The following is a 12,819-nucleotide window of genomic DNA, read 5'->3' as shown; positions in this document are numbered from 1 at the left end:
GTGCGGGTCAGCCGCGGAAGTCCGCCGGGCGCTCCGGGGGCGCCTCGGCCAGGGCCTTCGTGACCGCGTCGAGGCCCTCCTGGAGGCCGTAGACGGGGGTGCCGGGCTGCTGGCGCCAGGAGTCGTCCAGGCCGCCCGCGTCGACGGTGTCGAAGCCGATCTCGTCGATCAGGTCGCGCACCCGCTGCTTGGCCGCGGCGTCGTCACCGGCCACCGGGAGTGCCATGCGGTCGGGGGCGCCCGCCGGGCGGCCGCGGTCCAGGATGTCCTGGGCGTAGGTGCCGTTGAAGGCCTTCACGACCGTGTGGCCGATCTGCTGCGCGGTCCAGCGGCTCTCGGTGAGACCGTCGTCCTCGATCGCGTCGATGCGGCCGTCCCGCTGCTGGGGGTAGTAGTTGCCGGTGTCGATGACGGCGACGCCCTCGGCGGCTCCGTCCAAGATGCCGTCCGGCAGGTTCGGGACCGCTTTGAGGGGGACCGTGACGACCACGATCTCGGCGCCGCGCGCCGCCTCCTCGACCGTGACGGGGGTCGCCCCGGTCTCCTCGGCGAGCGCGGTGAGCGTCTGGGGACCGCGGGAGTTGGCGACGGAGACGTCGTGCCCGGCTGCGGTGAACCGCCGGGTGAGGTTGCCGCCGATGTTGCCCGCGCCGATGATGCCGATCTTCATGAGAGACAGACCCTTCCGGGGTTGATGCTCCTGATGGGGATCACCAACCCCGGGGACGGATGCCCTATTCCGGGCCCCGCGGCATCCGGGTGAAGAGGCCGAGAACACCACGGTCTCCGGCTGCTTCGGGCCGGGCCGGCGGCTGCCCGCCGGGTCCGGTGACGCCGAAGGGGCGCCCGCCGGACTGACCGGTGGGCGCCCCTTCGCGGTGCGTCACTTGTTCAGGTGGACCCAGAACTCGTCGAACGAGAGGAGCTTGTCGCCGTTGAGGTCGCGGGCGGCGATGATGACCTCCGCCACCGACTCGGTGACGTTCCAGTCACCGCCCTGGGCGAGCGCGGTCTTGAACTCGGAGGCGGTGATGAAACCGTCACCGTCCGTATCGATCCGCTCGAACTGCTTACGTGCTTCCTCGATGTCGGCCACCGATCCGCCCCTTCGTCGTGCATCACTGCGTGCGTCACTGCGTTGTGTACGGAGGTCAGATTAACGGTCCGCGCGAGCCCGCAGTGCCGCGACCACCCAGGCGAACTCCGTGCGGTGCGCCGACAGCGGCTCCAGGCCGCGGACCCGCGCGCACAACTCCCGGAACCGGGCCAGCTCGGCGTGCGCCGCGGACTCGACGCGGGACAGCAGCACAGCCGCGTCCGCGTCGCCGAGCAGCCCGGCGAGCACCTCGTCCGCCTCCGGGGAGACGGGGTCGACACCGCGCTCCAGCGCCTCACCCGCGAGCTGCACGAGGCGGCTCATGAACCACAGGGACGTGCCGGGCGCCACGTCCGGGCCCCGGTCGGCCGCGTTGAACTCGACCGTCTCCCGCATCCTGGCGCGAAACGCCGGGTCCTGGATGAGTTCCGCCAGCTCCACCCAGGCGTCCACCTGCTCGGGGGACGGGTCGTCGGGCAGACCGCCGACGTTGAACCGCAGCCGCGTCCTGATGTCGGGGTCGGCGGTGTCCAGGCCCCCGAAGGTCTCCTCCATGAAGTCGTCGACGATGCGGCCGCGTTCGGCGGCCGAGAGCCGGGCCAGTCGGTTCATGAGCGTCATCTCCTCCGCGGTCGAGGCGCGTCGCGCCACGGTCGACAGCACCGCCCGGGTCACCTTCAGGGACCTGATCTGCGCGTCCAGCGCGGTCACGTGCGCGGCCGCCACCTCCGCCACCGTGGTCCCGCCGGCCAGCACCGCCCGTACGTCGTCCAGCCCGAGCCCGAGCTCGCGCAGGGTGCGGACCAGCTCCAGCCGGGCCACGGACCCGGCGTCGTAGAGCCGGTAGCCGCCGGACGAGCGGGCCACCGGGGGCAGCGCGCCCTCGTCCGACCAGTAACGGATGGTCCGGACGGACAGGCCCGTGCTCCGGGACAGTGCGCCGATGGTGAGAAGGCCGGTGCCGTCGTCGGTCATGTCTGCGAGTCTGGGCCTTCCAGTGGGTGGAGACTCAAGCGCCGAGGGGGACGGTCGTGACCGGCACCGCACACAGGCTGGCGGCCGTCGTGGAGGCCGCGGCAGGGGGGATCTTCCCACCGCCCGACGGCTCCGTCACGGTCGTACGGCAGCACTGCGCGCGCGATGCCGGGGTGCTCGCCTTCACCGCGCACTCCGTGGTCTTCACCGACGAGGACGAGGGCTGGGTGCGCGCGACGCTGGCCGCCGTCGGCTGCGATCCGCTCGCCGCGGCCATGAATCCCCGGTTCCTCGCCGCGCTCATGGAACGGACGGGACGCGCGCACGACACCGTCGACGTGATGTCCGTCGCCGCGCCCCTGCCCGGGCCGCCGCCTCTGACGCTCACGGAACTCTCCGGTACGGGCCATCCGCGGATCGCCGGTGCGCTCGGACGGCGGGACCGCGTGCGGGCCTGGGCCGCGGACGGCGGGGTGGTCGTCCTCGGACACGGGATCGGGGGACGCCTGGAGGCCTCGGTCGAGGTGGACGAGGCCGTACGGCACCGGGGGCTGGGCCGGGCGCTCGCGACGGCGGCGCGGCACCTCGCCGGCGGGCCGGTCTGGGCGCAGGTGGCGGCAGGGAACGCCCGCAGTCTGCGGGCGTTCCAGGCGGCCGGTTTCCGTCCCGTCGGGGCGGAGGCGCTGCTCACGGCGGTCTGAAGGAGCGTGCGGAGCGGGCGTCCGGAGCGGACCGCCGGTTCCGGTGCCGCCGAGCGGCGGGCGTCAGTGCCAGGGCTCGTAGTACGGGTTGCTCTGGCAGTCGCTCATGATCTCGGTCCTGGTCCTCCTGTCGACCGGGCAGACGCCGACGACGTACTGGCGGGCGATGCCGCCGGGGAAGGCCACCTCGTCCTGGCCGGCCCGGCGGTGGGTGTCGCCGATGGTCTTGTTGACGTCGACGCCGCCGGGAGCGTCGATGTAGTAGTTGAAGCCCGCCGTGTTGCCGGCCTTGTAGAGATCGTGGTCGTACGTCGCCGCCACGTACGGCGAGGGCTGGTCGGCGCGGGCGTACTGCTCGATGTCGTACTGTCCGCCGACGACGTCCTTCGGGTAGAAGCCCTGCTCGAAGACGGTCGCCGGACCACGGGTGTCGCTGCGGTACAGGGTGTCGCAGGTCCTGCGCCAGACCGGCTCCGGCGTGATGCGCCCGACGTCCACCCGCCGGTCGGCGGCGGCCTTGACCGGGTCGGTGAACTGGGGGCAGCTCGGTGCCGCGGCCCTGGTGGCAGGGGTGGCCGGGGCGGCGGGCGTGGCGGCGGTCGTCGCGAGGACGGCCCCGAGGGACAGGACGACGGCGGCGGCCCGCCGCCGCGGGCGATGGATGATCATGGGGAGCACGATCTCCGTTCCGCGGGGGCGGGCCGTGGACCGTCACCCGTACGACGGCGTGTCAGCTCAAGCGGGTCAACAGGCGCCGTTCTAGCGGAAGATGCCGGTGTGGCCGAGCGAGTAGCGGCCGGGCTGCGGGTACACGGCGAGGCCGTGCGGGCCGCTGCCGACCGGGATGCGGGCGAGCTGCACACCGGTGCGGGTGTCGATGGCGTACACCTCGGCGTTGTAGCGGCCGGAGAGCCACAGGACCTTGCCGTCCGCCGAGACGCCGCCCATGTCCGGGCTGCCGCCGTCGGGCAGGCGCCACTTCTTGGTGAGCCGGTTCTGGGTGAAGTCGAAGATGGAGATGGTGCCTTCACCGCGGTTGGAGATGTACATCTCGCGGGAGTCGCGGCTGATGTAGAGGCCGTGTGTGCCCTTGCCGGTGTGCAGCAGGGTCGGTTTGGTGAACTTGTCGCCGTCCAGGACCCACACGCCGTCGGCCATCATGTCGGCGATGTAGTACTTCTTGCCGTCCGGGGAGATCTTCACGTCCTGCGGCATGGCCCCCTGGAACGGCAGCTTCTGCTGGGCGACCACCTTCATCTTCTCGGTGTCGACCTTCAGCAGTTCGCCGCTGAACTCGCAGGACACGATGAAGTACCTGCCGTCCGGGGAGAAGTCGGCGTGGTTGACGCCGTAGCAGCTGACCGGCTCCGTCTTGACGCGCTTCATCGTGTGCGCGTCGCGGAACACCAGCTCACGGTCGAGGGAAGCCATCACGATGGCGTACTTGCCGTTGGGCGTGAAGTACAGGTTGTACGGGTCGTGCACGTCGACCGCCTTGCCCGCCTTCCCCGTCTTCGGGTCGATGGGCGTGAGGCTGTTGCCCTTGTCGTTGTTGACCCACAGCGTCTTCATGTCCCAGGAGGGGACGACGTGTTGGGGCTGCACTCCGACCTTGATCGTCTCGATGACCTCGTACGTCTTCGGGTCGATGACCGAGACCGTGTTGGACTCGGTGTTCGGCACGTAGACCCGGGAGGGGAAGTCCTTGACCACCGGGGAGAGCCGGCCCGGCCGGTCGGCGGCGTAGACGTCCGTCGGGTCCAGCAGCGGGGGCATGCCGGGCAGTCCCTCGGGCGTCTTCTTCTTCACGGGGGCGGGCTGGACGGCGGCCTTCGTTCCGAGGGCCTCGTCGGCGTGCTTCCCGCCGGGGCCGCCGCAGCCGGCCAGGACGGCCAGCGTGGTGAGGGCGGCGCCGGCGGCCAGCACGCCACGGGCGGAGCGCGGGGAGGAGGGGGGCGTCAGCATCAGCTCAGCAACTCCGTTGTGGTGACCGGGCGCAGGCCGCGCCGGTCGAGCTCGTGCAGGAGGTCGGGGAGGGCGGCGACCGTGTCGGCGTAGCCGAAGTGCAGGCTCACCACGGAGCCGGGGCGGACCGTCGCCAGGACGTTCCGGGTGACCGCGGCGGCCCCCGGCGACGTGAAGTCGAGGGAGTCGACGTCGTAGGACAGGGTGTGCGGGTAGCCGGCGTCCTGCGCGAGGCGCTGGACCAGGGCGGAGGCCGTCGGGCTGCGGGAGGGCCGGAACCAGGTGCCGATCGAGCCGGTCAGCCGCTTCAGCCGGTCCGCGCAGCCCCGGATCTCGGCGGCGGCCTCCGTCCGCGACATCGCGTTGATGTCGAGGTGGTGGAGCGTGTGGTTTCCGAGGTCGTGGCCGCCGTCGAGGATGCGGCGGGCGATGCCGGGGTGCTCGTCGAGCCAGGTGCCCACGGCGAGGACGGTGACGCGGACGCCGGCCTTCTCGGCCTCGCCGAGAACCGACGTGGCGATGGCGGGATCGCCCTGGCCGTGGAAGGTGAGGGCGACTTTCGGGGGGTTCGTGCGGGGGCCGTGGGTGATCTCGGAGGGCTGGGCGGGGAAGCGGCGGGGGGCGGGGGCGGGGGGTACGACGGGCGCGCTCGGCGCGGCGGGGGGTGTCGGGGGTGTTGTTCGGGGCTGGGTCCGTGCTGCGTCGGGGGCCGCCTGGGCGGAGCAGCCTGCGGTGAGGGTTCCTGCGGTGAGCGCGAGTCCCGTGAGCAGGGCCGCGCGCCGGGGTGGGGCGGCTGCGGGATCTTCGGCGGGCGTGGTCACCGGTCCATTTAAGGGGTGCTCGTCCTGGAAACCGGCGATTGGTCCGTCTGCGGGCGGCTGCGCGCCGGGCGGTCCGAGTGCTCTCCGGCGGGTGGACCGGGGCCGGGTGCGGCACGCCCGGTTCCCTCGGCCGGGGGGTCCGGCGGGGAGGACTCAGCCCTTCCGGCGTTCGCGGGACGGGGTGCGGGGTGGAGCCCCGGGTGCGGGACGGGTGGAGGCGACGGGGGTGAAGAACCTCGGGCGGGGCGGGGCCGAGGGGGATCGGGTGGAGGTTGCGCGGAGGGAGTCGGGACCAACATCCCCTGGTTTTGGATCAATCCGGCGGGTCTGCGATAGTCAGCGATGCGACCTCCACCCATTGACCCGGGCCATGGTTGTCGTCGGCACCGCGGATCACACCCCATTCGTTCCGCGGAGCCCCGAAGCCCCGGCTGCCCAGCGGCCGGGGTTTCCGCGTACGACGGACGGTTCAGCGGTCGGCGACGCGCATCTCGAACCAGGTGGTCTTGCCGCGCGGCAGCAGGTCGACGCCCCAGCGGTCGGAGAGCTTGTCGACGAGGAAGAGGCCGCGCCCGCTCAGGTCCAGTTCCTGGACGGGCAGAAGGCAGGGAAGGCCGCGGGAGGGATCACGCACCTCGACGCGGATCCAGCCACGGCGACGGCGCATCCGGAGTCCGAAATGGCGGGCGCCGGTGTGCCGCACGGCGTTGCCCACGAGTTCGGAGACGAGCAGGACCGCGTCCTCGGTCATCTTCGGCGAGAGACCCCAGTGCCGCAACACCACCACTTGGGCGAGCCGTCGCGCGGACGCCGCGGACTCCGGGCGGGACGGCAGCCGCACCTCGGCCTCGGTCGGATTGCCGAACAACTCCAGTGCCCTGAGCGCCCGTTCGTCCTCGACCGCAGGCGTCCAGCGTGCCGCGGTCGCACTCCCGTGCCGCCGCGGCTGTTCGATACCCTCCAGCCCCGCCATGTCCCCCATCATGGCCGCCCCGACCTCACTTGGGGGCCGTTCCGGAGGAATACGCCACCCGGAACGGTACATTCCGACGCCGTTGATCGGCATATGCCCCAGGCATTTCAGGAGGTCGGACAACCCTTCCGACCTGCGGATGAGGGGCGGTTGGGGGCAATGCCCGGCGACCACCGACAAGGTGCGCTTAAGGTTGCCTTAAGGCTGGCATAAAACGCTCCATCGGGGGACGCCGGGTAAGACACCGCGTCAACTGCGAGTGGATCAGCGGAACGAGAGGGGTGGCGTTCGCCCTCCGGTCAGAGGAACTTCGCCTTGCCCGGGCCCTCCTCGACGAAGCTCCGCATCCCCCGGTCCCGGTCCTCCGTCGCGAACAGGCCCGCGAACCAGTTCCGTTCGATGGCGAGTCCGGTCTCCAGGTCCGTCTCCAGACCCGCGTCGATGGATTCCTTCGCGGCGCGCAGCGCGATCGCCGGGCCCTGCGCGAGCCGGGCGGCCCACGCGTGGGCGGCCGTGTAGACCTCGGCGGCGGGGACGACCCGGTCGACGAGGCCGAGGGTGAGCGCCTCGTCGGCCTTGACCATGCGGCCGGTGAAGATGAGGTCCTTGGCCCGGGAGGGGCCGATCAGCCGGGACAGGCGCTGGGTGCCACCGGCTCCGGGGATCAGGCCGAGCAGGATCTCCGGCTGGCCCAGCTTGGCGTTGTCCCCGGCGATGCGGTAGTCGGCGCAGAGGGCGAGCTCGCAGCCGCCGCCGAGCGCGTAGCCGGTGACGGCGGCGACGACGGGCTTGGGGATGCGGGCGACGGCGGTGAAGGAGTCCTGCAGGGCCCGGGACCGTACGACCATCGCCGCGTGGTCCATGGCCTGCATCTCCTTGATGTCCGCGCCGGCCGCGAACACCTTCTCCCCGCCGTAGAGCACGACGGCACGGACGTCCGTGCGGGTCGCGGCCTCCTCGGCGAGCTCCTTGAGACGGTCCTGCGTCGCGACGTCCAGGGCGTTCATGGGCGGGCGGTCCAGGCGGATGGTGCCCACGCCTTCGGCCACTTCGAGATGCACAGTCATGGAAGCAGGTTAGTGGCCGTTAACGGCAACGGGCCGGGTGTGCTGAGTCACAGCACACCCGGCCCGCCGGAGACCGGTTACTTGGTCCAGTCCGACCAGGACATGTTCCAGCCGTTGTAGCCGTTGGCCGGGTCGACCGTCTTGTCGTGCGAGTTCTTCACGACGACCACGTCACCGGTCATCGAGTTGTCGAAGAACCAGGCCGCCGCCACCTTGCCGTCGTAGCCCCCGCGCACGTCGCGCAGACCTATGCAGCCGTGGCTGGCGTTGTAGTTGCCGAAGGCGTCGCCGCCCCAGTAGTTGCCGTGGATGAAGGTGCCCGAGTTGGTCAGACGCTGGGCGTGCGGCACGTCCTTGATGTCGTACTCGCCGCCGTAGCCGACCGTCTCGCCGTTCATGCGGGTCACCTTGAGGCGCTCGCTGATGACCATCTTGCCGTTCCAGGTGTCGTAGCCCGGCTTGCCCGTGGTGACGGGGATGGTCTTGAGGACCTTGCCGTCCCGCTTGACGGTCATCTTGTGGGTCTTGACGTCGACGGTGCTGACCTGGCTGCGGCCGATGGTGAACTTCACCGTCTTGGCCTGCTTGCCGTAGACACCGGGGCGGCCCTCGACACCGTCCAGGTCGAGGGTGACGGTGACCTTCGTACCGGCCGCCCAGTACTCCTCGGGACGGAAGTCGAGCCGGTCGTTGCCGAACCAGTGGCCCTCGACGTCGACGGCGGGCTCGGTCTTGATCCTGATGGCCTTCTCGACGTCGTCCGGGTGCGTGATGCCCCGGGTGAAGCGGACCGAGAAGGGCATGCCGACGCCCACCTTGGAGCCGTCCTCGGGCGTGTAGATGCCCACGAACGTGTTCTTCGGGGTCAGCGTGGTGAACGCCGACTCCTCGGCGGCCTCACGTCCCCCGGAGTCCTTGGCCACCGCGTGGACCGTGTACTTGGTGGCCGCGGCCAGGTGCGACGACGGCGTCCAGGTGGCGCCCCCGTCGGTGATGCTTCCCTTGACAGCGTTTCCCTTGGTGTCCTCGACGCGCACCTCGGTCAGCTTGCCCTTGGCCGCGGTGACCTTGAGCGCACCGCTCGTCTCCACGTCGCCGGCGCCGTCCTTGGGGGCGATCTTCACCACGGCCTGCGAGACCTTGGTGTCCGCCGTACCGCTCGACCCCTTGCCCTTGCCGTCGCCCGAACCGGCTTCCCGGTCCGAGCCTCCTCCCCCGCCGCACGCGGTCACCGCGAGCAGCAGAACTCCCAGCAGCAGTGCCAGGATTCCCTTGCTCCGGTGGGTCCGTGCGCCAACCGACGCCCCCGATATCGGTCGCCCGTTCAAGTCGTTCTCCCCTCGCACGGCCTGATCAGGCCCGCACTCCAGCGCGTCCCACGCGCGTATCGCGCTAATTAATCACACGGCCTGGAGCGATGGCTCCCCGGGAAGGTCACCGTTCAGTCCCAACTTCGGCCGTGCGGGGCGCCGCTGGAGTGCATCGTGCGCATACCCGCATTTCGGGTCACTTCATCGCCGGAAGCCCGCCTTCCACTCTTTCCAGCTCATGTTCCAGCCACCGAGCCCGTTGTCGGCCGCGACCTGCTTGTCGTTGCTGTGCACGACCTCGACGACGTCCCCGACCAGGCTGCGGTCGAAGAACCAGCCGGCGGGGGTGTCCGAGCCGCCGCCCTTCACGTCCAGCAGGCCCACGCAGCCGTGGCTGACGTTGGTGTGGCCGAAGGCGTCCGGCGCCCAGTAGTTGCCGTGCAGGAAGGTCCCGGAGTCGGTGAGGCGCATCGCGTGCGGGACGTCCGGGATGTTGTACTCGCCGCCGAAACCGACCGTGCGGCTGTTCATCCGGGTCACCTCGAGCATCTCGGTGACGACCATCTTCCCGTTGTACGTCGTCGTCTTGGGCGCGCCCGCGGTGATCGGCACCGTGGCGAGCAGGGCGCCGTCGCGGCGGACCTGCATGGTGTGCGCGCGGGCGTCGACGAGGGAGACCTGGCTGCGGCCCACGGTGAAGGCGAAGGTCTTCGACTGGAGTCCGTACACGCCGGGCGCCGCTTCGACGTCGCGCAGGCGCAACGCGACGGTGACCTTCGTGCCGGGCTTCCAGTACGTCTCGGGGCGGAAGTCGACGCGGTCCTTGCCGAACCAGTGCGGGCGGATCTCGACGGCCGGGCTCGCCTCCACCCGGATGGCCCGCTCGACGGCGGCCCGGTTCTCGATCTCGCGGTTGAACTCCAGGGAGACGATCATCCCGGTGCCGACGGTGGACCGGTTCTCCGGGGTGACATAGCCGATGAAGCGCTCGTCGGGGACCTCCGTGGTGAAGGTGGTGTGCCGGGCCGAGCGGCGCCCGTGCCCGTCGAGGGCCACCGCGTCGACCGTGTACTTGGCGGCGAGGGCGAGCCGCGGGTCGTCCGGTTTCCAGGACAGGCCGTCGTCGGAGAGGCGCCCGGGCACCTTCGACTCCTGGGCGTCCTGGGACTTGACGACCGTCACGGACTCCAGGCGACCGCTGGGCACCCGCACCGTCAGCTTCTCCTGCGGGCGGACCCCCTTGGCGGTGTCGTCGGGCGTGACGTGGATGACGTCCTCGGGCGAGCGTGGTTTGCCGAACGCCTCACCGATCCCTTTCGAGATCCCGTCGGAGGAGCAGCCGGCGGCTCCGGCCAGCAGACCGGCCCAGGTCAAAGCGGCGGCCAGCGCGGCCCCTGCGCGCCGCGCGCGCGTCGGTACGTGGTTCACAAGGGACCCAACGACGGCGCCCCGCCGGGGAAACGTGAGTGCGAGCCACGCGGTGGGCAGAACAGTGGGGAGGACGACGCGACAAGGAGCTGCGGCCGGGACGCCGTACGCCCCTTTTCGTTGCGTTCCACGAGCCGCGGGAGGCTGAACGGTGTCGAGCGCACCCGAGCAGGAGGCAGTCCACCAGGGACATGCCGCTGAACTGCCCACGCAGACCGCCACGGAACCGGCGGGGCGGTCCACAGCCGTGCCCGCGACCACGGAGCCGGAACCGGCCGCTCCCGCGCTGAACGGTGCCCGGCGCCCGAAGGCGCCTCCCGTCGCTGTGTGGCCGGGTGCCCCGACTCCGCTCGGAGCACGCTTCCGGGTGGGCCCGGACGGCACCACGGGCACCAACTTCGCCCTGTGGGCGGGCGGAGCGGAGGCCGTCGACCTGTGCCTCTTCGACGAGGCGGGCGCCGAGACGCGCGTCCCGCTCACCGAACTCACCCACGAGATCTGGCACGGCTTCGTCCCCGGTGTGGTGCCCGGGCGCCGCTACGGCTTCCGGGTGCACGGCCGCTGGGACCCCTGGACCGGCGCCCGCTGGAACCCGGCGAAGCTGCTGCTCGACCCGTACGCGCGCGCGGTGGACGGCGACTTCACCCTGCCGCCCGAGGTGTACGGGCACGTCCGGGACTGGCCGCAGCAGCACGTCGCCGACACCGTGCGCGACGACCGGGACTCGGCGCCGTTCGTCCCCAAGGGCGTCGTCGTGCAGGACGACGACGACTGGGCCGACGACCACCGCCCGAAGACCCCCTGGGCCGACTCGGTGATCTACGAGCTGCACGTCCGCGGGTTCACCCGTCTGCACCCCGGGATCCCGGAGGAACTGCGCGGCACGTACGCGGGACTCGCGCACCCGGCCGCGATCGAGCACCTGGTGAAGCTCGGGGTCACGGCGGTCGAGCTGCTGCCGGTGCACCAGTTCGCCCACGAGGACCATCTGCTGCGCCGGGGCCTGAAGAACTACTGGGGCTACAACTCGATCGGCTACTTCGCCCCGCACGCGGGCTACGCGGCCTCCGGGACGACGGGCCAGCAGGTCGGCGAGTTCAAGCGGATGGTGCGCGCGCTGCACGCTGCCGGCATCGAGGTCATCCTCGACGTCGTCTACAACCACACCGCGGAGGCGGGCGAGCTGGGCCCGATGCTGTCGCTGCGCGGCATCGACAACCGCGGCTACTACCGGCTCCAGTCCGACGCCCGCCGTTACGCGGACTACACGGGCTGCGGCAACACCCTGCACGTGGTGCAGCCGCAGGTGCTGCGGCTGATCACGGACTCGCTGCGGTACTGGGTGACCGAGATGGGCGTCGACGGCTTCCGCTTCGACCTGGCGGCGGCGCTCGCCCGGTCCATGCACGACGTCGACATGCTGTCGCCGTTCCTCGCCGTCATCGCGCAGGATCCCGTGCTGCGCCGGGTCAAGCTGATCGCCGAGCCGTGGGACGTGGGCTCCGGCGGCTACCAGGTGGGCGCCTTCCCGCCCCTGTGGACGGAGTGGAACGACCGCTACCGCAACGCCGTCCGGGACTTCTGGCGCGGTGCCCTGCCCGACGTACGGGACCTGGGGTACCGGCTGTCCGGGTCGAGCGACCTGTACGCCTGGGGCGGCCGGCGCCCGTACGCGTCGGTGAACTTCGTGACCGCGCACGACGGTTTCACCCTGCGGGACATGGTGTCCTACGAGCGCAAGCACAACGAGGCGAACGGCGAGGGCAACCGGGACGGCACGGACGACAACCGCGCGTGGAACGGCGGGGTGGAGGGCGAGAGCGGGGACGAACGCGTCCAGGCGCTGCGGCGGCTGCAGTTGAGGAACCTGCTGACCACCCTGCTGCTGTCGACCGGCGTGCCGATGCTGGTCGCCGGTGACGAGTTCGGGCGGACCCAGCGGGGCAACAACAACGCGTACTGCCAGGACAACGAGATCAGCTGGGTCGACTGGGCGCAGTTGGAGGACCCCGGCTGGCGGGCGCTGTTCGAGCTGACGTCCCGGCTGATCGCGCTGCGGCACGAGCATCCGGTGCTGCGCCGCCGGGCGTTCTTCTCCGGGCGGGCCCATTCGGCCGACGGGCTGCGGGACCTGGCCTGGTTCACCGCGCGGGGCACCGAGATGACGGAACGCGACTGGTACGCGCCCGCCGCGACGCTCGGGATGTATCTGTCCGGGCGGGACATCCCGGGCCGGGACGCGGTGGGTGTCCCCGTCACGGACGACAGTTTCCTCGCCGTGCTGCACGCCGGGGACCGTCCGGCCTCCTTCGAGCTGCCGGGGCTGCCGTGGGCCGCGCGGTACGAGGTGGTCGTGGACACCTCGCGGGAGGAGCAGGGCGAGGAGCCCGGTGTCGTGCACCGGGCGGGGACGGCGATCACGGTGCCGGCGCGGTCGGTGCTGCTGTTGAAGGTGTGCTGAGGGGCCGCTGAGAAGAGGACGC

The 12,819-nt window shown here is 71.3% G+C and carries 12 protein-coding genes; 2 read left to right on the top strand and 10 right to left on the bottom strand.

The window, feature by feature from the left end:
• Window positions 1-7: 7 nt before the first annotated feature.
• The 3 genes from ABZT74_RS15620 to ABZT74_RS15610 all read right to left on the bottom strand — a co-directional run bounded on the left by ABZT74_RS15620 (window position 8) and on the right by ABZT74_RS15610 (window position 2,071).
• Window positions 8-778: an NAD(P)-binding domain-containing protein gene (locus ABZT74_RS15620; protein ID WP_356435394.1), complete on the bottom strand. Its 771-nt coding sequence runs from the start codon at window positions 776-778 to the stop codon at window positions 8-10.
• A 105-nt stretch (window positions 779-883) separates the two neighbouring features.
• Window positions 884-1,096 carry an EF-hand domain-containing protein gene (locus ABZT74_RS15615; protein WP_355867516.1) on the bottom strand — a complete coding sequence of 71 codons (213 nt, stop codon included), beginning with the start codon at window positions 1,094-1,096 and terminating at the stop codon, window positions 884-886.
• Between the two features lie 60 nt (window positions 1,097-1,156).
• On the bottom strand, window positions 1,157-2,071 hold the full coding sequence (locus tag ABZT74_RS15610) for a MerR family transcriptional regulator (protein ID WP_356435391.1): 915 nt from the start codon (window positions 2,069-2,071) through the stop codon (window positions 1,157-1,159).
• A gap of 56 nt (window positions 2,072-2,127) precedes the next feature.
• Here ABZT74_RS15610 and ABZT74_RS15605 point away from each other — a divergent pair, with 56 nt between their 5' ends.
• Window positions 2,128-2,772 (top strand): GNAT family N-acetyltransferase, encoded by a 645-nt coding sequence (locus ABZT74_RS15605; RefSeq protein WP_356435388.1) that lies wholly within the window; start codon window positions 2,128-2,130, stop codon window positions 2,770-2,772.
• Between the two features lie 63 nt (window positions 2,773-2,835).
• Here the strand turns inward: ABZT74_RS15605 and ABZT74_RS15600 are convergent, their stop codons facing one another.
• From ABZT74_RS15600 to ABZT74_RS15570, 7 genes are all read right to left on the bottom strand, one after another.
• Window positions 2,836-3,441, bottom strand: coding sequence for an ADP-ribosyltransferase (locus ABZT74_RS15600; RefSeq protein ID WP_356435385.1), 606 nt, complete (start codon window positions 3,439-3,441; stop codon window positions 2,836-2,838).
• Window positions 3,442-3,531: 90 nt separating this feature from the next.
• Window positions 3,532-4,737, bottom strand: coding sequence for a hypothetical protein (locus ABZT74_RS15595; protein ID WP_356435382.1), 1,206 nt, complete (start codon window positions 4,735-4,737; stop codon window positions 3,532-3,534).
• A complete protein-coding gene (locus tag ABZT74_RS15590; protein ID WP_355867501.1) occupies window positions 4,737-5,558 on the bottom strand; it encodes a polysaccharide deacetylase family protein in 822 nt (273 codons plus the stop codon). Before ABZT74_RS15590 ends, ABZT74_RS15595 begins: the two co-directional genes overlap by 1 nt.
• 469 nt (window positions 5,559-6,027) lie before the next feature.
• Window positions 6,028-6,531, bottom strand: coding sequence for an ATP-binding protein (locus ABZT74_RS15585; RefSeq protein ID WP_355867499.1), 504 nt, complete (start codon window positions 6,529-6,531; stop codon window positions 6,028-6,030).
• Window positions 6,532-6,830: 299 nt separating this feature from the next.
• A complete protein-coding gene (locus ABZT74_RS15580; RefSeq protein WP_355867496.1) occupies window positions 6,831-7,598 on the bottom strand; it encodes an enoyl-CoA hydratase-related protein in 768 nt (255 codons plus the stop codon).
• A 77-nt stretch (window positions 7,599-7,675) separates the two neighbouring features.
• Window positions 7,676-8,926 (bottom strand): Ig-like domain-containing protein, encoded by a 1,251-nt coding sequence (locus tag ABZT74_RS15575; protein ID WP_356435379.1) that lies wholly within the window; start codon window positions 8,924-8,926, stop codon window positions 7,676-7,678.
• Between the two features lie 183 nt (window positions 8,927-9,109).
• A complete protein-coding gene (locus ABZT74_RS15570; RefSeq protein ID WP_355867490.1) occupies window positions 9,110-10,336 on the bottom strand; it encodes an Ig-like domain-containing protein in 1,227 nt (408 codons plus the stop codon).
• 247 nt (window positions 10,337-10,583) lie between these two features.
• Between ABZT74_RS15570 and glgX the strand changes: the two genes are divergently transcribed.
• The gene (glgX, locus tag ABZT74_RS15565; protein WP_356435606.1) at window positions 10,584-12,797 is read left to right on the top strand and encodes a glycogen debranching protein GlgX; all 2,214 of its coding nucleotides are present in this window, start codon (window positions 10,584-10,586) and stop codon (window positions 12,795-12,797) included.
• Window positions 12,798-12,819 lie beyond the last annotated feature (22 nt).

It is taken from the genome of Streptomyces sp. NPDC005302 (assembly GCF_040607345.1).
GTDB lineage: Bacteria > Actinomycetota > Actinomycetes > Streptomycetales > Streptomycetaceae > Streptomyces.
The sequence above is the reverse complement of the archived record's forward strand: the minus strand, read 5'-3'. Positions and strand labels throughout refer to the sequence as shown.

Bases quoted from the DNA above. Each gene is read 5' to 3' on its own strand.
- ABZT74_RS15610 (WP_356435391.1), bottom strand. From the start codon at position 2,071: ATGACCGACGACGGCACCGGCCTTCTCACCATCGGCGCACTGTCCCGG.
- ABZT74_RS15600 (WP_356435385.1), bottom strand. From the start codon at position 3,441: ATGATCATCCATCGCCCGCGGCGGCGGGCCGCCGCCGTCGTCCTGTCC.
- ABZT74_RS15595 (WP_356435382.1), bottom strand. From the start codon at position 4,737: ATGCTGACGCCCCCCTCCTCCCCGCGCTCCGCCCGTGGCGTGCTGGCC.
- ABZT74_RS15585 (WP_355867499.1), bottom strand. From the start codon at position 6,531: ATGGCGGGGCTGGAGGGTATCGAACAGCCGCGGCGGCACGGGAGTGCG.
- ABZT74_RS15580 (WP_355867496.1), bottom strand. From the start codon at position 7,598: ATGACTGTGCATCTCGAAGTGGCCGAAGGCGTGGGCACCATCCGCCTG.